This is a genomic window from Enterococcus larvae (genome assembly GCF_017830045.1).
Classification (GTDB): Bacteria; Bacillota; Bacilli; order Lactobacillales; family Enterococcaceae; genus Enterococcus_L; species Enterococcus_L larvae.
In genome coordinates this window covers 794,324-817,826 of the sequence record NZ_JAEDXU010000001.1, presented here as the reverse complement: position 1 = coordinate 817,826, position 23,503 = coordinate 794,324, and the positions used below count along the sequence as shown (strand labels likewise).

The following is a 23,503-nucleotide window of genomic DNA, read 5'->3' as shown; positions in this document are numbered from 1 at the left end:
CAACGATTAATCAGCCAGAAAGTAATGCAATGAAGCGCAACGCAATATAACGTGCATAGCTATAGGGAAAAGCTGACAATAAAATGAAGGAGTGACACCATGGGACAATTGATCAACGGACGTGAGTTAGCAGATAAAATGCAAGAAGAAATGAAACACGAGGTCAGCCAACTGGCAAAAGAGGGCATCCGCCCAGGCTTAGTTGTTTTATTGGTTGGGGAAAATCCAGCCAGCCAGACCTATGTGAAGAATAAAGATTTAGCTGCTGAGAAAATTGGTATCCTTTCCAAGGTAGAACGATTGCCTGAAACGATTTCAGAAGAAAAACTGTTGGAAAGAATCGACTATTATAACCAATCGGAAGATTTTCACGGCATTTTAGTTCAGCTGCCGCTTCCGGCTCATATTGATGAAGAAAAGGTATTGCTGGCGATTGATCCAAAGAAGGATGTGGACGGATTTCATCCAATGAATCTGGGTCACTTGTTTATCGGCAATCCAACAATGATTCCCTGTACTCCTTATGGGATCATGAAAATGTTTGAGGCTTATGATATCAATCTTGAAGGAAAACGTGCAGTTGTGATTGGCAGAAGTAACATTGTTGGTAAACCAATGGCACAGCTGATGCTGATGAAGAACGCGACAGTAACCATTGCGCATTCTCGTACGAAGGATCTTCCGGCATTAGCGAAGGAAGCGGATATCTTAGTGGTTGCCATCGGCAGAGGTCATTTTGTGACAAAGGAGTTTGTTAAACCTGGTGCTGTGGTTATCGATGTAGGAATGAATAGAGATGAGAACGGCAAGCTGATTGGCGATGTGAAATTCGACGAAGTATCAGAGCTTGCAGAATATATTACACCGGTTCCTAAGGGTGTTGGCCCGATGACCATCACAATGTTGATGTATCAGACGATTGAAGCCGCAAAAAAGTTGAAATAGGGTGAGTACAATGACGCAGCAGTATTTGACAGTAACTGCATTAACTAAATATTTAAAACGAAAATTTGATGCAGATCCTTATCTGGGAAGGGTGTACTTGACTGGTGAAATCTCTAATTTTCGCTTGCGGGCCAATGCGCACCAGTATTTCAGCTTGAAGGATGATCGGGCAAAAATTTCTGCGATCATGTTCAAATCAGCGTTCCAGAAATTGAAATTCCAGCCAAAAGAAGGCATGAAGGTTCTAGTTGTCGGACGTATTTCACTTTATGAAAATGGCGGTTCTTATCAGATCTATATAGAACATATGGAGCCAGACGGTGTAGGCGCACTTTATCAGGCTTTAGCCGAGCTGAAGGAAAAGCTGTCGAAAGAAGGACTTTTCAATGGAATCAAGAAGCCGTTGCCGAGATACCCGAAACGCATTGCTGTTGTTACCAGTCCAAGTGGGGCAGTTATCAGGGATATCATAACTACGGTAAAACGCAGATACCCAATCGCTCAACTGGTGCTGTTTCCAACGCTGGTTCAGGGGGATCAGGCTGCAGCGGATATTGTTCGGAACATTCATCGGGTGGAAGAACAGGGAGATTTTGATACCTTGATCATCGGGCGTGGTGGTGGTTCGATCGAAGACTTGTGGCCCTTCAATGAAGAACAGGTTGCCAGAGCCATTTATCAAACGGAGATACCAGTCATTTCATCTGTCGGGCATGAGACCGATGTGACGATCGCTGATCTAGTGGCAGATGTTCGAGCTGCGACACCGACAGCTGCCGCTGAACTGGCTGTGCCGGTATTGGCAGAAGAGCTTTTGCGGATCAGAGAGAAGCAGACTCGCTTGGAGCAAAGTTTTCTCTATCAGCTGCAGCAAAAGAACGAGCGCTTTAAGCGACTACGTAATTCCTACGTTTTTCTTCAACCGGATCGTTTATATGAAGGACAACAGGTAAAGCTGGATAAAATGACCCAGCGATTAAGTCAAAGTATGCAGACAATCTACCATGAGAAGTACCAGGATAAGCAACGCATTGCCAATCGGTTGGAGCAGCAGAACCCTTCAGGGCGAATCAGAGAAACTGCTCAGCAGCTGGCGTTCATCGATCGACGATTGAATGAGCGGATGACACATTATATGGAGACTCGTCAGCAGCGACTGGTGTCTGCTATTCAGCAGTTGGATTTGCTTAGTCCATTGAAGATCATGGGACGGGGCTACAGCTATACAACCAAAGAAGAGACCGTTGTAAAGTCAGTAGAGGAATTGAACAAAGAGGATCAAGTGACGATCCACTATAGTGACGGGAAAATCCGTGCAGCTGTAATTGATATAGAACGATTTGAGAAGGAGTAAAGAGATGCCTAAAAAAGAAGCAACATTCGAAGAATCATTGAATGAACTGGAAGAAATCGTCCAACGTCTGGAAAGAGGCGATGTTCCTTTGGAAGAAGCATTAGATGCCTTTCAAAAAGGAATGCTTTTGAGCAAACATTGTCAGGATACGCTGGAAAAAGCAGAAAAAACACTGACAAAAATGATGTCGGAAACAAACGAAGAAATCCCTTTTGAAGAGAGTGAACAGGCATGACGGAATTCAGTCAATTTCAACAGCAGCATATCCCTCTAATCGAAGAAGAAATGACTGCTTTTCTTGAAAAATATACTGCCAATACATACCTGAAAGAAAGTATGTTGTATTCTGTTCAATCAGGAGGTAAACGACTGCGGCCGTTATTGTTACTTGCAGTTGTGTTATCCTTCGGCAAAGAGCTGGAGAAAAAAGATTTTCAGGCTGCAGCTGCACTGGAGATGATCCATACGTATTCATTGATTCATGATGATCTGCCGGCGATGGATGATGACGACTTGCGAAGAGGGAAGCCTACCAACCATAAAATCTATGGAGATGCACATGCTATCTTAGCCGGTGACGGCTTACTGACGGCAGCATTTCAGCTGCTTGCTTTAAGTCAGCTGGAAATGGATGAGAAGGTGCTTTTGATTCAATTATTGACCAAGGCGGCAGGGACAGAGGGAATGGTTTCTGGTCAGGCAGGAGATCTTCAAGGCGAAACACGTTCACTTACACTGGAAGAGCTGATTGAGGTTCATGAAAGAAAAACAGGAGCATTGATCGAATTTGCTTTGTTGGCAGGGGGGATTCTTGCTGATCAGACGGAAGCGATCGTTGCGCTGTTGGGTGATTTTGCTAAGCATTTAGGTTTAGCTTTTCAAATCAGAGATGATTTGTTGGATGCTACCAGCTCAGAGGAAGAGCTGGGCAAACAAGTTGGAAGAGATGAAACGCTCCATAAAAGTACTTATCCTGGGCTGTTGGGAATTGAGGGAGCGACGAAAGCCTTCGAGGAACAGATGACCTTGGCAAATGACCAGCTGTTGGATATCCAACAGAATAATAGTGAATTTCAGCCGGAACTGCTTCAGGGAATCTTAAAGCAGCTTGAGCTTCAGTGAGGGAGAATAGCGCATGAAAAAAGAACGTGTAGATGTTCTAGCCTTTAATCAAGGGCTGTTTGAAACAAGAGAAAAAGCTAAACGTGCAGTGATGGCCGGATTGGTTTATGACGGAAAAAATGAGCGGCTGGATAAGCCGGGAGAAAAGATAGATATAGAAACAGCACTTCATATCAAAGGACAGGTTCTTCCTTATGTTTCAAGGGGAGGGCTCAAGCTGGAAAAAGCTCTGAAGGTTTTTTCAGTGGATGTGAAGGATAAAATCATGCTGGATATCGGCTCTTCAACAGGCGGTTTTACAGATGTTGCCCTGCAAAATGGTGCAAAGCTCAGCTATGCCTTGGATGTCGGCTACAATCAGCTGGCTTGGAAAATCCGACAGGATGAGCGGGTCGAAGTCATGGAGCGGACGAATTTCCGTTACAGTAAACTTGAAGACTTTACGAAAGGACAGCCGGAGATTGCAACGATTGATGTTTCCTTTATTTCTTTACGATTGATTCTGCCTCCGCTTCACGAGATATTGAAGCCAGGAGGAGATGTGGTTGCACTGATCAAGCCTCAGTTTGAAGCTGGAAAAGAACAGGTTGGGAAAAAAGGGATTGTTCGTGATCCTACAGTTCATCAAGCTGTTCTTGAAGATATCTTGACCTTCTCAGCTAATCACGGGTATCAGGTAGATGCTCTGGATTATTCCCCGATTACTGGCGGGGAAGGTAATATTGAATTTCTAGTTCATTTGGTCTCAGCAAAAGAAGGAGCGATCGCTTCTGAGGTAAGCATAGAAGAGATTGTCCAACGCGCCCATCAGGAGCTGAAAGGTGAACACTGATTTTTATACTGAGGCAGAGACGGCACAGTGCTGTTCTGGCTCAGTTTTTTTGTTTATCTTTGCAGGAAAGCTATATATGAAAATCCTTTTACTACTTGATAGAATCGTGAAAAATTAGAAAAGCACTTTTTATTGCTTTAAAAAGAGAAAAAAATAGGCTATGATAAAAAGGAAATGAACCTGAAAAGGAGTAGTTTAGTATGAGGAAGAAAGATCGTCATCGAATGATCGCACGTCTGCTTGCAGACAATAATATACAAAAGCAGGAGGACTTTGTTGCCTTACTTCAGGAAAAAGGCGTTGAAGTCACGCAAGCGACAATTTCACGTGATATCAAAGAGATGAAGCTGGTAAAGGTCCCTTCGGCAGATAATCGTTACCGCTACAGTATACCGGTCGAAACAAAGGAGAATACCTCACAGCGTCTGGAAAAGCTGATGAAGGAAGCATTTGTTTCTGTTGATCAGATGGAGAAATTTGTTGTTTTACATACCATTCCGGGGAATGCAAAAGCATCTGCTGACTTGATTGAAAAGCAATATAAAGAACAGCTTTTTTCAACGATTTGTGATGATGACAGTATTTTGATGGTAGCTCGGACCGAAGAGGACGCACGATTTTTAAGAGAAGAATTTTTCAAATACTTATGATGATCAGAGGTGACAAGATATGCTGCAGCAGCTTTCAGTAAAGAATTTTGCAATAATCTCTTCACTTGAGCTTGAATTTCAAAAAGGAATGACGGTACTTACAGGGGAGACCGGTGCTGGAAAATCAATCATTATTGATGCAGTCGGTCTGTTGACTGGCGGACGAGGGTCCAGTGACTTTATTCGGCAAGGCGCTTCAAAATGTACCTTGGAAGGATTGTTTGCTTTGCCGGAGCATCCCGAGCTTGCGGTACTGCTGGATGAGCAGGGGATCGATCAAGAAGAAAATGTGCTGATCCTGCAACGGGATATTTTTACATCAGGAAAGAATATCTGTCGAGTTAACGGGCGGATCATCACGATCGCCATGCTTCGAAAAATCGGTGAATTTCTAGTGGATATTCACGGACAGAATGAACATCAGGAACTGATGAACAGCGAAAGACACCTGGGAATGCTGGATGATTTTGGCGACAATGAATTGCATAAAATCAAGTTGACGTATACAACGGCTTATCAGGAATATCGGCAGTTGGAAAAAAAGGTACGAAATCTTCAGAATAATGAAAAGGCCTTCGCTCAGCGAATCGATATGCTGCAGTTCCAGAGTAATGAAATTGCAGAAGCTAAATTACAGTTGGGAGAAGAAGAAGCGCTGATCGATGAACGAAACAAGTTAGCGAATTTTCAAAAAATCGCAGATGCTCTTGCCGGCAGCTACGAAGCAATCAACAGTGAAGAAAGCAGCAGCTTGGACAATATTGCTTATGCGATGAATGAACTTGCGACGATTGAAATGCTGGACCCGGATTATCAATCGATTTCAGAAACTGTTCAAAACGGTTACTACCAACTACAGGAGGCTAGTGCTGATTTGGCTCGTCATCTGGGACAGTTGGAACTAGATGAAAACAGATTGGATGAAGTAGAGAATCGTCTGGAACTGATTCGTCAGCTCAAAAGAAAATACGGCGAATCTGTAGCAGCTGTTTTGTCCTATTATGAAGAAATCACGGAAGAACTTGCTGAAAATGGACTGCTTGATGGGAAAGCAGATGAGCTTGAGCAAATATTAGTAGAAAAGCAGCAGCAGGTTGAAAAAATCGGCAATCAGCTTAGCGCCATACGCAAAAAAGCAGCAGCAACTCTTGAAAAGAGTATTTTAGATGAGCTGAAAGGGCTATATATGGAACGAACATTGTTTGAAGTTCGCTTTCTGGAACAGCCGGAAGTCGTGTTGACAGAGGATGGTTTGGATAAGGTAGAATTTTATATCACGACAAATCCGGGGGAGCCGTTGAAACCGTTGGTCAAGGTTGCTTCTGGCGGAGAATTGTCACGGGTCATGCTGGCGTTGAAAACAATTTTTTCAAAAACACAGGGGATCACGAGTATTGTATTTGATGAAGTGGACACTGGGGTCAGTGGTCGAGTAGCCCAGGCGATCGCAGATAAAATCTATCAGATATCAAGTGAATCACAAGTTCTATGTATTACTCATTTACCTCAGGTTGCAGCGGTTGCGGACTATCAATACTTCATTTCAAAAGAGATCATCGCTGATCGGACAGAAACCCGTGTGATTATGCTTTCCGGAGAAGAGCGAACAAAGGAAATTGCTCGTATGCTTGCCGGAAGTGAAATCACTCCTCTGACGATGGAGCATGCCAAAGAACTTCTGAACATGGCTCAGAAGGAAAAACGTTGATCATCAATAAAAAAGCAGTTGGTTCTGATGAGCCAACTGCTTTTCTTTGGAAAACGAAGGGCAGTACAAAAATCGCTGCACCATCGTTTATTTTTAAATTGGAATAAACAGCATCTTATGTAAAACAATTCTGTCTTGTTCTTATCTAAAAGTCGAGATCACGGTGACTAGCGTTGAACCGATAATGGCAATCAGCATCAGCCAAACAACTACTTTTGTGACTTTCGAGAATGTACTGGTTTTCTTCTTTTCCACTATTATTCACATCCTTTGCCTCTTTACATTTTACCTCCTTTTATAAAAGGAGGCAATAAAAAAATTAAAGAAGATTCCTTTTCTTTAAAAAATAGATGACAGCACCGCAAAGAAACGATGTGATAAGGAAAATCCAGAGAAAGGCATCTTCTCGGTTTGCAAAAGGCAACTTGATATTCATTCCGTAAACTCCGCCGATGATAGTTGGGATCGTCAGGACAATCGTCAAGGATGTCAGGATCTTCATGACGATATTCAGATTGTTGGATACAATGGATGAAAAGGTATTGCTGATTTGGTCAACAAGCTTAAGCTGAATACTGGTTGTTGTCAGTCCTTGCTTCATTTCAACGAGAATATCATGCAGATGGGGAAGATGATCATATGAGTCTGGGCTTTCCCTATCATCGTAAAGACGTTTGACGACATTGATATTTTCGGAAAGAGCCGACTCAAAATAAACCAGACTTTTTTGAATATCCATCATTTGATACAACTGGCTGTTTTCTGTAGCTATTTTTAATTCACCTTCAAGGTGGCCGATTTCTGCAATGACTTTGGAAAGAAAGCCGTTAAAGCTTTTTGAAATCTCCCAGAGCAGCCGGAAGAGCAAGGTGCTGTGTACCGAAAGCTCAGAATCCTGAAGGCCATTCATTTTGACTTTTTCAATAAAATCAGTAGACTGATCAGTGATTGTAATGATCTTGTTTTCTTTTGTTCGAATGACAGAGAGAGGGTACGTATTCAGCTGCATATAGCCGCTTGGGCTGACCGATGCCTTTGGAAATTGAATCAGGATCAGTGCAGCACGCTCACTGATATCGTGCCAGTTACCCTCAGATCGTGCTTTTTCATTTTCATCAAGAACACTGGTCACATAATCAGAAGGTAAATGATAGGTGGAAATCAGCTGGTCGATCTCATCACGTGCAGGAGACTCTACGATGATCCATTTGACCTCGTCGCTATCTGTATTTTCATGAATAAACTGTTGGTTTTCCCTTTTTAAATAAGTGATCACTGGTGCTGCCTCCTTTTGATTTTGGTAACTATTTTCATTATAAGCTATATACTACTTGTTTAGGAACTGATTGCCTTGTAAAATAGTATTATTTAGGCATGAATTTTTAAAGGAAATGAAACATGTATGTAAACTAAATAAAGTATATTTAAATCAAGTGTTATGAAAGGAATTGTTTGGGATGGTCTCTTTTTCAATTGTTATGCTTCTTTGGTATGTTTTTCCGGTTGTCGTTTTGTTTGCGGCAAATTATCTTGTTACTAGATTAAATTTGGCGGAACGCTATAAAATCAAGGCTCCGGATATTTCCATTCCATTTTTACTGATCGGTCTGCATGCCTTATCTAAGGATACTTATAATCAGACGATCATTCCCTATATGTTTATCTCGATTTTATTATTAGGGATCTGTGTTGCTTTGTTTCAAGCATATTACTACGGGGAATTGATCTATGGTCGGTTTTTCAAGATGTTCTGGCGTCTGAACTTTTTGCTGGTTCTTCTTGTTTATGCGTTTCTGATTTTGACAAATATCGGTCATTATCTATTTTAGTTAGGAGATCAATAAAGAAAGCGCGGGATATAAACGTTGGTTGCGTTTTCTGTTAGAAATATAAAAAAGGTCAAATATTACAAACTTTTTAAATAACAGCTAATTGGGGGAAGTTTTCCGGTTTTAAGTGGTAGAAAGTGGTGGAATGTGGTAGACTGTTTCTATCAAGTGGAAAAGCGGGGAAATCAGCTATGTTGATCGGCGAATTTCAACATAATATTGATGCCAAAGGCAGATTGATCGTTCCAGCCAAACTTCGAGATGAACTTGGAGAGAAGTTTATTGTTACAAGAGGGATGGATGGGTGTCTGTTTGGCTATCCTTTATCAGAATGGGCAATATTAGAAGAAAAGTTGAAAGAAATGCCGTTAGCAAAGAAAGATGCCCGTACTTTCGTCCGCTTTTTTTATTCCGCTGCGACAGAGTGTGAGGTAGATAAACAGGGAAGAATCAATATTCCTGCAACGCTGCGTACACATGGAAAGCTTGAAAAAGGCTGTGTCATCATAGGGGTTTCCAATCGAATTGAGATTTGGGACGAAGAGCGATGGGCAGCATTTTCAACAGAAGCAGAAGAGAATTTTGATGAGATTGCAGAGACAATGATTGATTTTGGTTTTTAAGGATGAGGAGCATAGATGGTGGAGTTTCAGCATTATACTGTACTGTTAAAAGAGACAGTAGATGGATTGGCAATTAAGAAAAATGGGGTTTACGTTGACTGTACGCTAGGCGGCGCAGGTCACAGTGAGTATTTATTGTCCCAATTAGATGAAACCGGGCATCTGTATGCTTTTGATCAGGATCAGAAAGCATTGGATTTTGCGGCGCAACGATTAAAAGAATATGTTGACAAAGGGATGGTCACATTTGTTAAATCAAATTTTCGTTATTTGAAGGACAGATTGGCTGACCTTGGTGTGTACGGCGTAGACGGCGTACTTTACGACCTTGGTGTTTCCTCTCCACAATTGGATGAAGCAGAACGAGGATTTAGCTACCACAAAGATGCTCCTTTAGATATGCGGATGGATCAGAGTGCGGAGCTAAGTGCCTATGAGGTAGTGAATGACTATTCTTATCAGGAACTGATAAAGATTTTTTTCCGTTATGGGGAAGAAAAATTTTCAAAGCAGATTGCCAGAGAGATTGAGCGGGTTCGTGAGAAACGTGCAATCGAAACAACAGGAGAACTGGTTGATATTATCAAAACAGCAATCCCGGCACCGGCAAGAAGAAATGGCGGACATCCTGCTAAGCGAGTATTTCAGGCGATTCGTATCGCTGTGAATGATGAACTTAGTGTTGTTGAAGAGTCATTAGAGCAAGCAATTGATTTACTGAATATGGATGGACGAATCAGTGTGATCACATTCCATTCCTTAGAGGACAGAATCGTGAAAACGATGTTCAAGGAGTACAGTTCAGTCAAAGATTTGCCGCCAGGCCTTCCAATGATACCGGAAGAATTTCAGCCTGAGATGAAGGTCGTGACAAGAAAGCCTATCTTGCCAAGCAAGGAAGAGCTGGAAGAAAACAACCGCTCACGAAGCGCTAAATTGAGAATTGCAGAAAGAATAAAAGAGAAATAATTCTGTTGAGAATAGCGAGCTGTTGAGCAGAAATAGCTCAACAAGGATCATTCTCAGTAACGGATCAGATTGATCCGAATTTATATAGGTAACAATTATTGACACTACACAATTAAGTAATGTGCACACATTACATTTCAAAAGACGAGGAGGGCAGGACATGGCTGAGTTGAAAAAATATGACGAAACACAATACAACATGCAGATTATTGACGAAGCCGTGATCGAAACAGAGGTTCCTGTGAAGAAGACAGAACCTGCTGATGACTTGCTCTACTCTCCTAAGAGACGTTTGAGAAACGTTTCTCTATTCGAAAAATTTCTAACAGTTCTTTTGTTAGGAGCCGTTATCAGTATTGCAGTATTTACAATACAGGTAAGGACGGCAATCGTTCAAACAACAAATGAAATTACTGATGCTCAAGCAGAAATTACTCAAAAAGAAGAAACAGCCTTAAAGCTTGAACAAGAAAGAAATGAACTATCTAAAGCAGATCGAATCAAAGATATTGCTGAAAAACAGGGACTTTCAGAAAATGATGGAAACTTAAGGAAAGTGAATTGATATGAGCGTAAAAAGCAAAATAAAGCAGTTTATTCGTAAAAAGAATTTAAATCCAATGAACAATCGCAAAAAAGTAGGCATTATTTTATTTGCTACAAGTATTGGGTTGTTCTTTTTGTTTGCATTCAGATTATCTTATATTATTGGCTCCGGAGAAGTTGCGGGAGTTTCGTTGAAGGAAAAAACCGAGGAGCTTTACAACGGCAGTACAGTAATCAAAGCTAAAAGAGGATCGATACTGGATAGAAATGGTCAGGTCATTGCAGAAGATGCGACCTCATATTCTTTATACGCTGTTCTTTCAGAGGACTTTTTAGGTCAGGATAAGAAAAAGCTGTATGCACAGAAAAAGGACTTCGATGCAATTGCAGCAGTGTTGGAGAGCAACACTGAGCTGTCAAAGGAAGATGCGTTGAAATACCTGAATAGTGGTACAAATGAAGATGGTTCGACAAAGTTTCAAGTTGAGTTTGGATCGAATGGTAAAAATTTGACCTTGGAACAAAAGCAAAATATTGAAACGGCATTGGCAGAACAAGAAATAGAAGGTATCTATTTTGAAGATCATCCGGATCGCATCTATCCTAATGGTGTTTTTGCGTCCCATCTTATTGGCTATACAGACTTGGCAAATCAGGAGGATGAGTCTGTTGGACTGACAGGAATGATGGGGATCGAAAAATCCTATAATGATATTCTGAGCGGAACAGATGGAAAGATAGATTATCAGAAGAACGTGAGCGGTAATCCAGTTCCCGGAACAGTAGTAGAAGAAAGTCAAGTACAGGATGGTCAGGATATCGTGACTACGTTGGATATTCGTTTGCAGACACGGTTGGAAAGCTTACTTGATCCTTTGGTAGAGAAATATGAGCCAAAGGAAGTTACAGCTGTATTAATGGAAGCAAAAAGCGGTGATATCGTAGCAATGTCTCAACGACCTTCCTTTAACCCTGAAACAAAAGAGGGCTTGGAATTGTGGCGTAACATCCTGGTGGAAGATAAATATGAACCGGGCTCAACGATCAAAATCATCACCTCTGCTGCGGCAATTCAAGAAGGTGTTTTCAATCCGGACGAAACATTTGCTTATCCCTATGGCGGAGTTGTTCTTGATGACACGCCGGGAAATGAAACAATTGTTAACGACTGGGATAAAGGCGAAAAAGGAACCTTGAATTTCCGTCAGGCAATCTCTTGGTCCAGTAACGTGGGGATGCTTGAGCTTGAACGACGTATGGGCGGGCAAAAATGGCAGGAGTACCTGACAAAATTCGGCTTTGGTGCATCAACGAATTCCGGCTTGGAGAATGAATCATTAGGTTCTATTCCAGGCGATAACACTGTCGATCAGGCAATGTCTGCTTTTGGACAGGCAATTTCAGTCACTAATTTTCAAATGATGCAGGCCTTCAGTGCCTTTGCTAATGAAGGAACAATGATCAAACCGCAGTATATACGCGAGATTGTGGACCCTCAAACTGGGGAGAAAAAAGTGACGCAGCGAGAAGAAGTTGGGACGCCAGTCAGCGCACAGGCGGTCAACGATGTACGGACGTATATGGTAGATACTGTTGAAGATCCGACTTACGGAATTGCTTATGATGTCTACACAGTACCAGGCTATCATGTTGCTGCTAAAACAGGGACAGCCCAGATCGTTGATCAAGAAACAGGGGTATACTACACTGGAGCAACAGATTACCTTTACTCTGTAGTTGAAATGGTTCCTGCGGAGAATCCGGAATATATCCTCTATATAACAATGAAGCAGCCAAATACAAATTATAGTAAAGTTGCAATGGCTGAAGTAGCCAATCCGTTGATGAAATTGGCGATGGAAATTAAAGAAACCGATGTTAATACACAGACAGCTGCAGATACAACTGCTGTTGAAAGTAATGAATAATGAGTTTGAAGTGAATTAGGAGAGATAATATGGAGTGGACACAGATTTTTATTCCCATAGCGTTTAGTTTTGCGCTGACTGTTTCGATCATGCCGATGTTTATTGGCTATTTCCAAATGAAAAAGCAAGGGCAAGTAACGAGAGAAGAAGGCCCAACTTGGCACAACGTCAAATCAGGAACACCGACAATGGGCGGAGCAGTCTTTTTAACTGCAGCTTTCATTACAACCTTGATTGCAGGAATATGGTTGAAGCAATTAACATCTTCTGTGTTGGTCCTGTTGTTTATCTTAGTGTTATATGGAATGTTGGGATTTTTAGATGATTTCATCAAAATTTTTAAGAAAAGAAATATGGGGCTTAACTCAAAACAGAAACTGATTGGTCAGATATTAGGCGGAATCGTCTTCTATCTAGTTTATCGAATGGATAATATGCCTGACAGCTTAAATTTGTTTGGTGTGGCTGAATTGCCATTGGGAATTTTTTATGGCGCGTTCATCATCGTCTGGCTGGTGGGTTTCTCAAACGCAGTCAATCTTACTGATGGGATCGATGGACTGGTTTCGGGTCTGGGAACAATCTCCTTTGGAACCTACGCCATCATCGCATGGAAACAGCAGCAGTATGATGTCGTACTCGTTTGCCTAGCAGTGATTGGCGGTCTTATCGGTTTCTTCCCATACAATAAGAAACCAGCTAAGATATTTATGGGAGATGTCGGCTCGTTGGCTCTAGGTGGGTTGTTAGCCGCTATTTCAATCATTCTCAGACAGGAATGGACGCTTCTGCTGATTGGTCTGGTCTATGTCTGTGAAACAGCTAGTGTGATGCTTCAAGTGTTTTCATTCAAAGTTTTTGGAAAGCGAATTTTCAAGATGTCTCCAATTCACCATCATTTTGAAATGAGCGGCTGGTCGGAATGGAAGATCGACATCATTTTCTGGCTGACAAGTCTGATCTGTTCGGCCATTACGCTTTGGATTATTTTCTAAGGAAGTGAAGGGGATTAATCATGAAAAAAATTACGACATATGAAAACAAAAAAATCTTAGTTCTTGGTCTTGCAAAAAGTGGGGTAAGTGCAGCTAGATTGCTGCAGGAACTAGGCGCACTGGTGACTGTTAATGACTTTAAACAATTCGATCAAAATCCTGATGCCCAAGATTTGTTAAGCTTGGGTATTCGTGTTGTTACAGGTGGACATCCGATTGAGCTTTTAGATGAAGATTTTTCCATGGTTGTCAAAAACCCGGGGATACCTTATACCAATACATTAGTGCAGAAAGCGTTGGAAAAAGGCTTGCCTGTACTTACAGAGGTTGAATTGGCGTATCAAGTTGCTGAGTGTCCAATCATCGGTATCACAGGGACAAATGGAAAAACGACGACGACAACGATGATCGGTCTTTTATTGAATGCAGATAGGGAATCCGGAAGAGCACGCCTTGCAGGAAATATTGGTTTTCCGGCAAGCCAGGTGGCACAGGAATCCGACGCATCAGATGAATTGGTTATGGAGCTTTCAAGCTTCCAATTAATGGGAATCGACACCTTCAAACCAGAGATTGCTGTGATTACGAACTTGTATGAAGCACATTTGGATTATCATGGTACACGGGAGGATTATGTCCAAGCGAAATGGAATCTGCAAATGAATATGACTGCTTCAGAGTATCTGATCCTGAATTGGGCGCAGGAGGAATTGCGTCAGCTGAGTGAAGGAACGAAAGCGACGATTGTTCCATTCTCGATTGAAGAGAAGGTTCCTGGTGCTTACTTTAGTAACGGTAGTCTCTATTTCAAAGAAGACTATATAATGGAAGCTTCTGAACTAGGCGTACCAGGCAGTCACAATATTGAAAACGCTCTGGCAGCAATTGCTGTGGCGAAATTAAAAGGTGTTTCCAGTGAAGCAATCAGAGAGACCTTGAAAAACTTTACAGGTGTGCCTCACCGAACCCAATATGTCGGCGAGCTTCATGGACGCAGATTTTTCAATGATTCTAAAGCAACGAATATTCTGGCTACAGAGAAGGCATTGAGTGGGTTTGAAAATAAACAATTGATTCTTCTGGCGGGAGGCTTGGATCGCGGCAACGATTTTGATGAGTTGGTTCCTTTCTTGACAGGACTAAAAGGAATCGTTCTTTTTGGGGAGACGAAAGACAAATTGTATCAAGCGGCAGTTCAGGCTGGGATCACGAAAATCGTTTTAACTGAAAATGTCGAGACGGCTGTAAAAGAAGCCTATGATTTTTCGGAAAAAAATGATACTATCTTATTGTCGCCCGCTTGCGCAAGTTGGGATCAATACCCCAATTTTGAGATACGCGGAGAGAAATTTATGCAGGCATTTCAGCTGCTAAAACAAAAAGAAAAGTGAGAAAAAAGCATGAAGATACTAGTAACAGGTGGAGGGACAGGCGGACATATTTACCCGGCACTGGCTTTTATCAACTATGTGAAAAAAACACAGCCGAATGCTGAGTTCATGTATGTTGGGACAGAGCGCGGATTGGAAAGCAAAATTGTCCCGACTTACGGTATTCCATTCAGCACAATCAAGATCCAAGGATTTCGTCGGTCATTAAGTCCTCAGAATTTCAAAACAATCTATCTTTTTTTATCCAGTATAGGAAAAGCTAAAAAAATCATTCGTTCGTTTCAGCCTGACATAGTGATAGGAACGGGCGGTTATGTTTCAGGTTCAGTCGTTTTTGCGGCGAAGCAGCTTGGCATACCAACAATTGTGCATGAACAGAACAGTGTCCCGGGAGTAACAAACAAGTTTTTAAGCAAATTCGCTTCACGTGTTGCTGTTTGTTTTCCGGACGTGGCTTCTTATTTTCCAGAAGAAAAGGTTGTTCTAACTGGTAACCCGAGAGCGCAGGAGGTAGCTGATGTACAAAAATCGGCTATTTTGGCGGAATACGGTTTGGAAACTGATAAACCGACTGTGGTCATTTTCGGAGGCAGTCAAGGAGCTTTAAAAATCAATCAGGCCTTTTTAGAGGCTTTACCTTTTTTTGAAGACAAACCATATCAAGTGCTGTATGCTTCCGGTGAACGTTATTTTGAAGAGCTTCAAGAAAAGTTAAATCTTTCTAAAAGAAAGCTGAAAAATGTGAGCATCCAACCATATATTGATAAAATGGCAGATGTCATGGGGAATGTTCAACTGATTGTTGGACGAGCAGGGGCAACTTCGATTGCCGAAATCACTGCTTTAGGTCTTCCTTCGATCCTGATTCCCAGCCCTTATGTCACGAATGATCATCAAACCAAGAATGCTCAAAGCCTGGTAAAGGCAGGAGCTGCCGAGATGGTCAGTGATGAAGAACTTACCGGTTCCCGACTAGTTGCTGCTATTGAAGAAATCCTGTTGAATGACGGGGTTCACGATAAGATGGCTGAGAATTCCAGAAAAGAAGGAATCCCCAATGCCAGTGAACGTCTTTATCATGTAGTAGAGGAGCTTGTACGATGACAGGAGGTGTAGAAGATTAGTGAGAAGGATCTTGACAACAAAGAGAACGACCAGCATAAATCAGAGAATGATGAGCTTCAGCTGACTCCTTGGCAGAAAGAAAACCTGGAATATATGCGGAATCAAGGCGATACACCTATCTGGCATCCTGAAAAGAGAGCGGATGAAGAGAAGGAAGAAGTGCCGGATTCCGAAGAAGAGAATGTCAAAGAAGAGCTTGCTGAAGAAACACAGGATCAAAACGATGAGCTGGAAACCCCTCAGAGTACTTACGAATCTTTTGCTGACCGACTGCCAAATGTAAAAAAAGTACGGAACACGCGTCTGATTCGTCGGCTGTCATTTATCATTTCGATTTCAGCGATTGCCATTTTGATTTTATGCTATTTCGTTTCGCCATTGAGTAAATTGTCAGGCGTAACTGTCACAGGAAACGAAAACGTAGATTCACAGGCAGTGATCACCGATTCAAAATTGGCAATCGATGGTTCTTTATGGACGCAGTATTTTGACCGTTCTGCTAATGAAAAAAATATTGAGAAAAAATTTCCTCGTGTTAAACAAGCTAGTGTGTCACTAAATGGCATCAACAGCTTCAAAATTACTATACAAGAGTATAAGGTTTTGGCAGTTGATTACCTGGATGGTTTTTACTATCCTATTTTAGAAAATGGTAAGGTATTGACTGACAAGCTGGATAATCCAATCAGTGGAATGCCTGTATTTGCTAATTTTGAAGATGAGAAGTATATCAAATCATTGATGGAATCATACAATGGATTGCCTGATGAGTTGAAGGAACAGATTTCAGAAATCAAGTATTCGCCATCGGAATCCAACAAAGAGCTGATTACTCTCTATATGAAAGACACAAACCAAGTAATTGTAAATATTTCTCAATTAGTCGAAAAAATGAACTACTACTCTCAGGTTTCCGGACAGATGACAGAACCCGGTGTGATCGATATGGAGGTTGGAATTTTCTCTTACTCCCATAAGAAAGAAACAGAGAATAGCGACACTTCTGAAAGCACAGCAGACAGCTCTTTGACTGCTGAAGAAGGACAGTAAAAAAATAAATTAGAAAATAGTAGAATCTTCTTTCTAAAAAGCCCTTGTTTATGGTAGAATTGAAAGAAGTGAGTATTGACAAAAAATAGATAAACGAGCGTATAGGTTCGCTTACATATTGGATTAATTAGGAGGAGGAACCCCATTCATGGCAAAAACAGGAATGTATGTAGGCCTTGATATTGGTACAACATCAGTAAAAGTTGTCGTAGCCGAATTTATTGAAGGCCAAATGAATATAATTGGCGTGGGAAACGCGAAATCTGATGGTTTAAACAGAGGAATCATCGTTGATATTGATAAAACCGTAAATGCGATCCAGCGTGCTGTCAGGCAGGCGGAAGAAAAAGCGGGGATTCAAATCAAGAGTGTTAACGTAGGTTTGCCGGCTAATATGTTGGAAGTAGAAAACTGCCAAGGAATGATTGCTGTAAGCAGTGAATCAAAAGAAATCAACGATGAGGATGTACGAAATGTGGCATCTGCAGCTTTGGTTCGTTCAACTCCTCCAGAACGTCAAATCGTTGCGATTTTACCTCAGGAATTTACTGTCGATGGATTTGAAGGGATCAAAGATCCTCGCGGAATGATCGGTGTTCGTCTTGAAATGCTGGGCGTTGTCTTTACAGGGCCTAAAACGATCATTCATAACACAAGAAAATGCGTAGAAAAAGCTGGACTGTCTGTGAACGAAATGGTCATTGCGCCACTTGCATTGACTGAGACGATCCTTTCAGATGGTGAAAAAGAATTTGGAACCATTGTTATCGACATGGGCGGCGGTCAAACAACGACAGCTGTCATGCATGATAAACAATTAAAGTTCAATCATGTGAATCAAGAAGGCGGAGAGTTTGTTACAAAAGATATTTCTATTGTATTGAACACTTCCTTCAATAATGCTGAAGCATTGAAAATCAACTATGGTGATGCGTTCCCTGAACGTACATCTGTAAGTGAAGAGTTTCCTGTTGATGTGATTGGAAAATCTGAACCTGTAAAAGTTGATGAACGTTATCTTTCCGAAGTGATCGAAGCACGAGTAGAGCAAATTTTCAGAAAATCAAAAGAAGTACTGGATGAGATCGATGCATTGGAATTGCCGGGCGGTATTATTTTAACCGGCGGCGGCGCAAGCCTTCCAGGTGTTGTTGATTTGGCACAGGAAATTTTTGATACAGGCGTGAAACTTTATGTGCCGAACCATATGGGACTACGCAATCCTGTTTTCACGAATGTTATCAGTATTGTTGAATACTCTGCACAGCTTCCGGAGATTTATCACATTGCCAAAGGCGCAGTTCCCGGAGGAAAATCGACACCTTCTGCTCCTCAGATATCTGTACAGCAGCAAGAGGCCGCTTCCTATGAAAACTATCAGGATGAGCCGATGGAAACTAATTATGAAAATGCTGAAAATCATGAATCAAATGAAAAAGTTACCGGAAAAATCAAAGACTTTTTCTCAAATATCTTTGATTAATCACTAAAACAGGAGGAAACGATAATATGGAATTTTCTTTAGATAACAACATCAATAACGGCGCTGTCATTAAAGTCATCGGTGTCGGCGGCGGCGGCGGCAATGCTGTCAACCGTATGATTGAAGAAAATGTCAAGGGCGTAGAGTTTATCGCAGCGAATACAGACGTTCAAGCGTTAAAAAGCTCAAAAGCTGAGACAGTGATCCAGCTTGGTCCTAAATATACAAGAGGTTTAGGTGCCGGTTCTCAGCCGGAAGTAGGCCAAAAAGCAGCTGAAGAAAGCGAACAAGTTATTTCAGACTCATTGCAGGGAGCAGATATGATTTTTATCACTGCCGGAATGGGTGGAGGAACTGGTACTGGTGCGGCACCTGTTGTTGCCAAAATCGCTAAAGAATTAGGCGCTTTGACAGTCGGCGTGGTTACTCGTCCATTCAGCTTTGAAGGTCCGAAGAGAGGCCGATTTGCTGCTGAGGGTATTGCACTCCTTAAAGAAAACGTTGATACACTTCTTATTATTTCGAACAATCGATTATTAGAAGTTGTAGATAAAAAGACACCTATGCTTGAAGCATTCCGTGAAGCAGATAATGTTTTACGTCAAGGTGTTCAAGGTATCTCTGATTTAATCACTGCACCTGGTTACGTAAACTTGGACTTCGCTGATGTGAAGACAGTTATGGAAAATCAAGGAACTGCTTTGATGGGTATCGGTGTTGCCAGCGGTGAAGACCGTGTGATCGAAGCAACGAAGAAAGCTATTTCTTCTCCATTGCTTGAAACTTCTATTGATGGAGCTGAGCAAGTATTGCTGAACATTACTGGCGGACTGGACATGACCTTGTTTGAAGCTCAGGATGCATCTGATATCGTAACAAGTGCTGCTACCGGAGATGTTAATATTATCTTGGGTACATCGATCAATGAAGATCTTGGCGATGAGATTCGTGTAACAGTTATTGCAACTGGGATCGATCCTTCTAAAAAGGAACAACGCCGTCCGCAAAGACAAAGACAGACAAATACACAGATTCAATCTGTTCAGCAGGCACCTGTGTTGGATATGGAACAGGCTAGAAATACACAGCCTCAACAATCACAACAGCAGGAAGAAGCAAGTGCTTTTGGAGACTGGGACATTCGTCGTGAACAAAACGTGCGTCCGAAGGTTGAAGAAACAACGATTGAAAACGTAGATAAAAAAGAATTCGAAACATTCCATCGTGAAGAATCTTCTCATGGTGATGACGAGTTGAACACACCACCGTTTTTCAGAAGAAAAAGATAAGAGAGGCAATGACACATGCTGGCAGATAATTTGAATGAAATCAAAGAAACTATCAAGCTGGCATGTGAAAATGCCCATCGTTCAGAATCAGAGGTAACGGTAGTTGCTGTAACAAAGTCAGTTGATAGTGAGACAGCTGAACAGCTGGCGAAACTAGGTGTTGAGGATTTTGCTGAAAACCGTGTAGATAAATTATTAGAGAAAAAAGCTGCTTTGAAGGATTATTCTTCAATAAGGTGGCATTTGATTGGTAATTTACAGCGGAGAAAGGTAAAATTAGTTATCAATGACATCGACTATTTTCATGCTTTGGACAGTTTGAGCTTAGCAGAGGAAATACAGAAGCGGGCACAGAAAACAATTTCTTGTTTTGTTGAAGTAAATATTTCTGCTGAAGAGAGTAAACATGGACTAAGAAAAGAAAAATTAAAGGATTTTATCAGTCAATTGAGTAACATGGATAAAATTCGTGTTGTTGGTCTTATGACCATGGCACCTTTGAATGCCGATGATCAGGAGCTCCATAAGATTTTCTCGGAGCTAAAAGATGCTCAGAATATGGTAAAAGAAATGCACCTGTCCTATGCACCGTGTACGGAGCTTAGTATGGGCATGTCAAATGACTTTTCTATAGCCGTAGAAGAGGGCGCAACATTTGTTCGCGTCGGCAGAGGATTATTTAGAGGTGCGTAAAGGAGGGGAATCTATGTCAATTTTTAATAAGAATGCATTATCAAACTTTTTTGGATTATCTGGTGAAGATGAATATGATGACAGCTACGAAAGCTATTCAGAGCAAAGTGCTGTAAATGAGCAGCCGAGACAACAGCCGCGTGTAAGACAACAGCCGAGAGCGCAGCAGACGGTTCCTCAGCAGCAAACTGTCCAACAGCAGACATATCAACAGTCTGGTTCAGAACCTTTGAGAGAAAGACCATCAGCTCGTTATCGTTCAACAGAAAAACATCAGAATCCAACAAGTGGTAGTCATCAGACAAGATCATACAATGAGAAAAAGGTTGTCTCCATGCGCAATTCTAATACGTCGTCTGTACCACGGGAGAGCAATCGTTATGATGAGCCAATGAAGATTTCGATTATTGAACCTAGAGTTTACTCAGAAGCAATGAATATTGCAAAACATATTATTGTTGAGGAAGCTGTATTGATCAATTTTCATCTGATTGAAGAGGGTCAAGCGAGAAGAATCGTCGATTTTCTTACAGGGACAGTTTATGCTTTAGATGGTGATATTCAACGTGTAGGGGATGAAATCTTCCTATGCACACCACCAAATATGGAAATAGACAGTGCAACAGCACAATCATTAGCTAAAAAACAAATGTTTGATTTTTAGTTTAGGAGGTAATCGCTATTCTTCAGATTTTATTTCTTATAGACAAGGGTGTCCAGATATATTCTGGTTTATTGGTTATCTACGCATTACTTTCATGGTTTCCTGGTGCTCAGGATTCCTTTTTGGGACGATTGGTCGCTAGGTTGTGTGAGCCCTATTTAAGTTTGTTTGATCGATTAAATTTGAATATTGGAATGGTTAGCTTTAATGTAATGATAGGAATTATTGTGTTGAATTTGGCAAGCGGCGGCTTGAATATGATTATTTTGTCACTTATAGGTTAGCAATAAAAGAAGGGTGGTTTATCTATGAATGCAAATGTGTATCAGCATTTTCGAAAAGATGAACATCCTTTTATTGATTCCGCCGGTGATTGGATTGAAAAAGTCGAAAGTCAATATGCTCCTTATTTAACTGAATTTTTAGATCCCAGACAGGCGTACATTCTTGAAACGATCATTCGGCAGAACAGTGATCTGTCTTTTCGTTTTTATGGAGGGTATGAACAAGCTGAGAGAAAGAGATGTTTGATTTTTCCAGATTATTATGAGCCGACAACAGAGGATTTTAATATCAATTTGATTGAAATCGTCTACCCAGTGAAGTTTACATCGCTTTCTCACGGAAAAATATTAGGAACATTAATGAGTACTGGGATGAAACGCCAGTATTTTGGGGATATTATTTCTGATGGAGAACAGTGGCAAGTGTTTCTTGCGGAAGAAACGATGAACTTTGTGATTGCTCAAGTAGACAAGATTGGAAAAATAGCTGTAAGGCTAGAGGAAAGAAAATATACGGAGATCATTGTTCCTAAGGACGAATGGACGATTGAACAAGTGACGGTCAGCTCTATGCGGCTGGATAATTTGATTTCAACAGTATATAACATTTCCAGACAGCGTTCCAAACAGCTGATAGAATCTGGAAAGGTCAAAATCAACTGGGCTGAAAATATACGTCCGGATTTTCCTTTGGAGTTGTTGGATATTGTATCGATTAGAGGCTTTGGCCGCATACAGGTACAGGAGTTAGAAGGCAAAACGAAAAAAGAAAAATATCGTTTGTTATTGGGAGTACTGCGAAAATAAAAATCAATGAGGTGAATAATTATGGCGTTAACCCCGTTAGATATCCAGAATAAAGTTTTCTCTACGAAAATGAGAGGCTACAATCAGGATGAAGTAGATGATTTTCTTGATCAGGTAACAAAAGATTATGAAGATTCTCTTCAGAAAGTCCGTGAATTAGAAAAATCATTGAAGCATGCGGAAGAAAAACTACAATACTTCAATGAACTAAAAGATGCATTGAATCAATCAATTATCGTGGCTCAGGATACTGCTGATAAAGTAAAATCAAGTGCTACAAAAGAGTCAGAAGTTATTGTTACTTCTGCTGAAAATACAGCAAATGAGATGGTAAGTAATGCAGAGAGACGTTCGAATGCATTGATTACAGCTGCTGAGGATAAGGCTTCTGAAATCCTTACAGAAGCGACGGATCGTGCAAGACAGCTTGCCGCTGAGACAGATGATTTGAAGAAGAAAACACGAGTGTTCCACCAACGCTTGAATTTGATGTTGGAAACACAGCTTGAACAAGTCAAAAGTGAAGAATGGAATGACTTGCTGAAACCATTCTCAAGTTATGTAAGTGATAGCCATACTGTGATTCAGGAAGTTCTTTCTAAAGAACTGACTAGTGACGAGATGAATGCAACAGGAACAATCCCTGTAGTTGAGCCGACAGCGGCACCTACTACTGTTTCTTCTTTGGAAGATGCAAAAAAACTGAGTGAAGAGCTTTCAGAATCTTTAGAGTTTCTAGACAGTAAATCTTCAACTGACGAATAAATTCTAATGAATAGAACAGAAAAGCCGATAGCATTTCTTTAAAGCGAGTCAATGACGGTGGAAGATTGACAGGACCCTGCTAACGGAAAGATCCTCTATTCAAGATCAGGCTTGAAAACAAGTAAAGTCTGACGTGTGATTGCGTTACAAATCATCAGAGGGAATCATTTATTGAATGATTCTAAATTTGGGTGGTAACACGAGCACTTTCGTCCCTTGGGATGGAAGTGTTTTTTTGTTTTATTGATTATGGATAAATTTTTATGCTTCTCAAAGAAGCAGAATTTAGACTATTTTAGTAGAAGGATATGAGTATGAAGAGAAAATGGACTTTCAACAGAGCAAATCTATCTTCGTAAGTCAATTGGTCTCTTCATAGAGGTCGACTAGAGTAAATAGTTATCCGGTTATCTATTTTGTTGTATTTATATATTGAAAGTGAGGAAACGAG

At 41.1% G+C, this 23,503-nt stretch carries 25 protein-coding genes and 1 other annotated feature; of the genes, 23 read left to right on the top strand and 2 right to left on the bottom strand.

Annotated elements, in window-relative coordinates; translation table 11 throughout:
- Positions 1-99 precede the first annotated feature (99 nt).
- From I6N96_RS03905 to recN, 7 genes are all read left to right on the top strand, one after another.
- Positions 100-945 (top strand): bifunctional methylenetetrahydrofolate dehydrogenase/methenyltetrahydrofolate cyclohydrolase, encoded by an 846-nt coding sequence (locus tag I6N96_RS03905; protein ID WP_209556170.1) that lies wholly within the window; start codon positions 100-102, stop codon positions 943-945.
- Between the two features lie 10 nt (positions 946-955).
- Positions 956-2,299 (top strand): exodeoxyribonuclease VII large subunit, encoded by a 1,344-nt coding sequence (gene xseA, locus I6N96_RS03900; RefSeq protein ID WP_209556169.1) that lies wholly within the window; start codon positions 956-958, stop codon positions 2,297-2,299.
- A gap of 4 nt (positions 2,300-2,303) precedes the next feature.
- On the top strand, positions 2,304-2,534 hold the full coding sequence (locus I6N96_RS03895; RefSeq protein WP_209556168.1) for an exodeoxyribonuclease VII small subunit: 231 nt from the start codon (positions 2,304-2,306) through the stop codon (positions 2,532-2,534).
- A complete protein-coding gene (locus I6N96_RS03890; RefSeq protein WP_209556167.1) occupies positions 2,531-3,421 on the top strand; it encodes a polyprenyl synthetase family protein in 891 nt (296 codons plus the stop codon). Before I6N96_RS03895 ends, I6N96_RS03890 begins: the two co-directional genes overlap by 4 nt.
- Before the next feature lie 13 nt (positions 3,422-3,434).
- On the top strand, positions 3,435-4,253 hold the full coding sequence (locus I6N96_RS03885) for a TlyA family RNA methyltransferase (protein ID WP_209556166.1): 819 nt from the start codon (positions 3,435-3,437) through the stop codon (positions 4,251-4,253).
- A 200-nt stretch (positions 4,254-4,453) separates the two neighbouring features.
- On the top strand, positions 4,454-4,903 hold the full coding sequence (gene argR / locus I6N96_RS03880; protein WP_209556165.1) for an arginine repressor: 450 nt from the start codon (positions 4,454-4,456) through the stop codon (positions 4,901-4,903).
- A 19-nt stretch (positions 4,904-4,922) separates the two neighbouring features.
- Positions 4,923-6,611, top strand: a complete 1,689-nt coding sequence (recN, locus tag I6N96_RS03875) for a DNA repair protein RecN (protein WP_209556164.1) — start codon at positions 4,923-4,925, stop codon at positions 6,609-6,611.
- Between the two features lie 141 nt (positions 6,612-6,752).
- Here recN and prli42 read toward each other — a convergent pair whose 3' ends face one another.
- On the bottom strand, positions 6,753-6,869 hold the full coding sequence (gene prli42 / locus I6N96_RS03870) for a stressosome-associated protein Prli42 (protein ID WP_209556231.1): 117 nt from the start codon (positions 6,867-6,869) through the stop codon (positions 6,753-6,755).
- 61 nt (positions 6,870-6,930) lie between these two features.
- Positions 6,931-7,887 (bottom strand): magnesium transporter CorA family protein, encoded by a 957-nt coding sequence (locus tag I6N96_RS03865; RefSeq protein ID WP_209556163.1) that lies wholly within the window; start codon positions 7,885-7,887, stop codon positions 6,931-6,933.
- Between the two features lie 181 nt (positions 7,888-8,068).
- On the opposite strand from I6N96_RS03865, the gene I6N96_RS03860 reads away from it, so the two are divergent.
- The 16 genes from I6N96_RS03860 (at position 8,069) to I6N96_RS03785 (ending at position 23,052) form a co-directional block, all read left to right on the top strand.
- Positions 8,069-8,440: a DUF3397 domain-containing protein gene (locus I6N96_RS03860; protein ID WP_209556162.1), complete on the top strand. Its 372-nt coding sequence runs from the start codon at positions 8,069-8,071 to the stop codon at positions 8,438-8,440.
- Between the two features lie 137 nt (positions 8,441-8,577).
- Complete coding sequence (gene mraZ / locus I6N96_RS03855) at positions 8,578-9,063, top strand: division/cell wall cluster transcriptional repressor MraZ (RefSeq protein WP_209556161.1); 486 nt, start codon at positions 8,578-8,580, stop codon at positions 9,061-9,063.
- A gap of 15 nt (positions 9,064-9,078) precedes the next feature.
- The gene (gene rsmH, locus I6N96_RS03850) at positions 9,079-10,032 is read left to right on the top strand and encodes a 16S rRNA (cytosine(1402)-N(4))-methyltransferase RsmH (RefSeq protein ID WP_209556160.1); all 954 of its coding nucleotides are present in this window, start codon (positions 9,079-9,081) and stop codon (positions 10,030-10,032) included.
- 160 nt (positions 10,033-10,192) lie between these two features.
- Positions 10,193-10,597: a cell division protein FtsL gene (gene ftsL, locus I6N96_RS03845; protein WP_209556159.1), complete on the top strand. Its 405-nt coding sequence runs from the start codon at positions 10,193-10,195 to the stop codon at positions 10,595-10,597.
- Between the two features lies 1 nt (position 10,598).
- A complete protein-coding gene (locus tag I6N96_RS03840; protein ID WP_209556158.1) occupies positions 10,599-12,506 on the top strand; it encodes a peptidoglycan D,D-transpeptidase FtsI family protein in 1,908 nt (635 codons plus the stop codon).
- 29 nt (positions 12,507-12,535) lie between these two features.
- Positions 12,536-13,501, top strand: a complete 966-nt coding sequence (gene mraY / locus I6N96_RS03835) for a phospho-N-acetylmuramoyl-pentapeptide-transferase (protein ID WP_209556157.1) — start codon at positions 12,536-12,538, stop codon at positions 13,499-13,501.
- A 20-nt stretch (positions 13,502-13,521) separates the two neighbouring features.
- Positions 13,522-14,892: a UDP-N-acetylmuramoyl-L-alanine--D-glutamate ligase gene (gene murD, locus I6N96_RS03830; RefSeq protein ID WP_209556156.1), complete on the top strand. Its 1,371-nt coding sequence runs from the start codon at positions 13,522-13,524 to the stop codon at positions 14,890-14,892.
- Positions 14,893-14,901: 9 nt separating this feature from the next.
- Positions 14,902-15,996, top strand: a complete 1,095-nt coding sequence (gene murG / locus I6N96_RS03825; protein WP_209556155.1) for an undecaprenyldiphospho-muramoylpentapeptide beta-N-acetylglucosaminyltransferase — start codon at positions 14,902-14,904, stop codon at positions 15,994-15,996.
- A 114-nt stretch (positions 15,997-16,110) separates the two neighbouring features.
- Positions 16,111-17,067: a cell division protein FtsQ/DivIB gene (locus I6N96_RS03820; protein WP_245186819.1), complete on the top strand. Its 957-nt coding sequence runs from the start codon at positions 16,111-16,113 to the stop codon at positions 17,065-17,067.
- Positions 17,068-17,215: 148 nt separating this feature from the next.
- Positions 17,216-18,550, top strand: a complete 1,335-nt coding sequence (gene ftsA, locus I6N96_RS03815; RefSeq protein ID WP_209556154.1) for a cell division protein FtsA — start codon at positions 17,216-17,218, stop codon at positions 18,548-18,550.
- A 26-nt stretch (positions 18,551-18,576) separates the two neighbouring features.
- On the top strand, positions 18,577-19,839 hold the full coding sequence (ftsZ, locus tag I6N96_RS03810) for a cell division protein FtsZ (protein ID WP_209556153.1): 1,263 nt from the start codon (positions 18,577-18,579) through the stop codon (positions 19,837-19,839).
- A 15-nt stretch (positions 19,840-19,854) separates the two neighbouring features.
- On the top strand, positions 19,855-20,532 hold the full coding sequence (locus I6N96_RS03805; RefSeq protein ID WP_209556152.1) for a YggS family pyridoxal phosphate-dependent enzyme: 678 nt from the start codon (positions 19,855-19,857) through the stop codon (positions 20,530-20,532).
- 13 nt (positions 20,533-20,545) lie between these two features.
- On the top strand, positions 20,546-21,196 hold the full coding sequence (locus tag I6N96_RS03800; protein WP_209556151.1) for a cell division protein SepF: 651 nt from the start codon (positions 20,546-20,548) through the stop codon (positions 21,194-21,196).
- 11 nt (positions 21,197-21,207) lie between these two features.
- Positions 21,208-21,480 (top strand): YggT family protein, encoded by a 273-nt coding sequence (locus tag I6N96_RS03795; RefSeq protein ID WP_209556229.1) that lies wholly within the window; start codon positions 21,208-21,210, stop codon positions 21,478-21,480.
- A gap of 24 nt (positions 21,481-21,504) precedes the next feature.
- On the top strand, positions 21,505-22,287 hold the full coding sequence (locus tag I6N96_RS03790) for a YlmH family RNA-binding protein (protein ID WP_209556150.1): 783 nt from the start codon (positions 21,505-21,507) through the stop codon (positions 22,285-22,287).
- 21 nt (positions 22,288-22,308) lie between these two features.
- Positions 22,309-23,052, top strand: a complete 744-nt coding sequence (locus I6N96_RS03785; RefSeq protein ID WP_209556149.1) for a DivIVA domain-containing protein — start codon at positions 22,309-22,311, stop codon at positions 23,050-23,052.
- Positions 23,050-23,272, top strand: a binding site (T-box leader). Its footprint overlaps the gene before it by 3 nt.
- The last annotated feature ends 231 nt before the right edge of the window (positions 23,273-23,503 follow it).